The sequence below is a fragment of the Trebonia sp. genome (genome assembly GCF_049794275.1).
In the GTDB taxonomy this organism is placed as follows: Bacteria; Actinomycetota; Actinomycetes; order Streptosporangiales; family Streptosporangiaceae; genus Trebonia.
The window spans coordinates 1-2,881 of record NZ_JBARCR010001122.1; the positions used below are offsets into that span (position 1 = coordinate 1).

At 72.5% G+C, this 2,881-nt stretch carries 3 protein-coding genes; all 3 read right to left on the bottom strand.

Annotated elements, in window-relative coordinates; genetic code table 11:
- Window positions 1-91 precede the first annotated feature (91 nt).
- On the bottom strand, window positions 92-1,915 hold the full coding sequence (locus tag WA805_RS27920) for an SCO family protein (RefSeq protein WP_425243819.1): 1,824 nt from the start codon (window positions 1,913-1,915) through the stop codon (window positions 92-94).
- 87 nt (window positions 1,916-2,002) lie between these two features.
- Window positions 2,003-2,584, bottom strand: a complete 582-nt coding sequence (locus WA805_RS27925; RefSeq protein WP_425243820.1) for a DUF5134 domain-containing protein — start codon at window positions 2,582-2,584, stop codon at window positions 2,003-2,005.
- A partial coding sequence (locus tag WA805_RS27930; protein WP_425243821.1) for a hypothetical protein occupies window positions 2,578-2,881 on the bottom strand: 304 nt, incomplete at its 5' end. The genes WA805_RS27930 and WA805_RS27925, both read right to left, overlap by 7 nt.

Consider the following 2,881-nt stretch of genomic DNA (forward strand, 5'->3'; position numbering starts at 1 on the left):
CCGGCGCAGCCCGCCAGCACGGCTGTCCCGGTGACCGAGGCGGCCATCATGAGCCAGCGCCAGTTCCGCCATGGGTGCCGTGCGCGCGCGGTCATGACTGGCTCAGCGCCTGACGGACGTCGGCGGCGAACAGCACGGCGAACGACGACCGGGTGCTGGTGGTGCCCGGTCCCGGGTCGGCGTCGATCTCCTGCCTGATGACGCCGGCGCGGTCAATGACGAACGCCAGATCGTTGTGCGCGCTCATCGCCCCGGCCGGCAGATTCTCCACGGTGACGCCGTACTGCTGCCAGGCGCTCCGGAGCTGAGTGAGCGTCCCGGTCAGGTACAGCCAGTCAGGCACGGCGCTCAGGCCTTCCTGGCGGTCGAACGCCTGGGTGAACTGGGTGCTGTAGTACGTGGGGTTGGCGACGATCGCGACCAGCTCGGTCTGCCGGGCCTGCGCGCCGAGCATCGCCGCGGTGGCCTTGAACTCTTGCGCGATGAGCGGGCAGTCTGTGGTGCACACCGGGTCGAGGAAGGTCAGCAGCACGACCTTGCCGCGCAGGCTGGCCAGGGTGACCGTGCGGCCATCCTGGTCGGTGAGCCGGAACGGCGACGCGGGACTGTCCAGCGGCGGGGAATATCCCGCGATGGCCTGCGCGAGAATGGGGTCGGCGGTCGGGCTCAGCGATGCCGCGGCCATCGGGGCGGCGCCGATCACGATCACGCCGAGGGCGGCCAAAGCGGTCACGGTCTGCATCGAGGTGGCGGTGAGCGCCGCGCGCGCCCCTTCGGGGCGCAGCAGCTCCCGCCATCGCCCGCCAGGCGCGGGAGTGACGGCCTCGGCCTGGACCGTGGCTTCTGGCTCAGCCGCGGCGTCCGGCAGCCGGGTGAGCGCGAGGTACCCGGCCGCCAGCAGCAGGATGGTCGGGATCATGCTGTTCGGGTCGGTGCCGAGGCCGCCGAAAAACCCGAAGTCCTGGACCAGCACCCAGTCGGCGAGACACAGCACGCCCGCCGCCAGTACCGCGACGCGGACTAGCCGAGGCCGCCCCGTGAGGAGCGCCGCGCCGATCGCGGCCAGCGCGATCACCACGAACAGGTTCACCGCGAAGCCGTGCGCGGTGTCGAAGGAGCCGAACGCGGCGACCAGCGACGACAAAGCCCGCGGCTGAGAGGTCTGCGCCATGCTGGCCACCATGGCGGACAGGCTGCCTGACCTGCCCTGCCAGTAGCCGCGGCCCGGCCACGCCTGGAGCACCGCCATGCCGATGAAGAACAGGCCAGCCCCGGCCAGCAGCAGCCGCCCGGTGCGGGCTGTCAGCCAGGCGCGCGCCGGCAGCGCGATCAGCGCGCCCGCCACGCAGTACAGCAGCACCGCGCCGGGCGCGCCGGTCAGCCAGGAAAGGCCAGGGGCGAAGATCCCGCCGAAGGATTCGCCCCAGATCCACACCATCAGCCCCCAGGCCACGCTGGCCAGCCCGGCGCCGCGGGACCACCAGCCCCGGACGGCGACCAGCAGCCACAGGCCGATGCCGACCTGGATCCACACCGAGGCCGCGGCGGCCGTGATCGGGTGATTGGACCAGATGGTCCCTCCGGCGTTGACCAGGTCCTGGACCCAGCGCGGCGAGCTCTGCGCGGTCGGCTCGATGACCTGGGACGGCAGGCCGCCTGGCATCTGCGGCTGGGCCTGCAAGATGCCGTCGAACACCCACAGCAGCCCGAAGCCGATCCGCAGCACCCGGTGGCCCGCCGGCTCGGCCGCGCGCGGCGCATGCACCGCCTCCCCTGGTCTCAGCCAGTTCCTCGAGGCGCCCCACAGCAGCCAGAGCAGCAGGAACAGCGCGGCGGCGATGAGCCCCTGGTGCAGCAGCGCGGACCGGAACGCGGCCACGAGGGTGGGATCGGCGGGGTTCAGCCCGGAGTTCATGCCCGGCACGGCACGGGCCCCTTCACTGTCACGCCTGACTAGTTCGCCGCCGGGGCGGAAAAGTTCCCGGCACTTTCGGATAGTCGGTCAGATCATGATCAGCAGCATGAACGCCATCGTCACGCTCATCGCGATCCGGCAGCCGACCGTGACCGCCCCGGACGCCAGCCGGTAGCGCCTGCCAGACAGCTGGTCGAGGTCCCAGACGCTGGACGCGGCCAGGACCAGCGCGAAGACAAACGCGAGGGAGGGATACCTGAGCGCCTGCCCCGCCGAGCCCATGCCCGCCACTCCGGCGCTGGCCGCCGCGAGCGGCGGAAGAGCCAGGAACATGTAGACCATCGCTCCGCTGTGCACCAGGTGCGGCGTGCAGTGGCGGCTGGCGAGCGCGCGAACACCGCTCACGCCGGCATCCCGCGCGACCCGGTAGCCGAACCAGCACGTCAGGACGCCGAAAATGGTCACCCAGGCGGGGGCGGGCAGCGTCCGCAGGCCGCCAGCCAGCATGCCAGCCATCGCGATCGCCATCAGCAGGTGTCCGACGTCGGTGTCGGTGACGACCGTGCCGCGCCGCCACGGCCTGGCCCCGGCCAGCCGGGCAGCGCTCACCCCCGCCACGGCCAGCATGCCGCCGGCCAGCACGTCGAGGATCCAGACAGGGGTCAGCACGATGACGCTCGTCCCTCGCGGGCCTGCCTCTGCTTCGCCGGCCAGTAGGCCAGCGCCAGCAGGGCGAGCAGCGGCCCGGAGTTGGGGTCGGTCGCTCCCCCGGCGAGGATCATCCCGAACGCCTCCCCGACCACCCAGATCACCGCGGCCACCACGAGGGCGAGCACGAGCGTCGCCCGGGCAGCCGGCCGGGGCAGCCAGACCACGGCGGCGACGAGCACGCAGGCCGCCGCCAGCACGATCGACACCGCAAGGCCGTGGCTGCCGACGACCGCGGCGGCGGCGCTGTTCTCGATC

Coding starts and splice junctions, on each gene's coding strand:
- WA805_RS27920 (WP_425243819.1), bottom strand. CDS start 1,915: ATGAACTCCGGGCTGAACCCCGCCGATCCCACCCTCGTGGCCGCGTTC.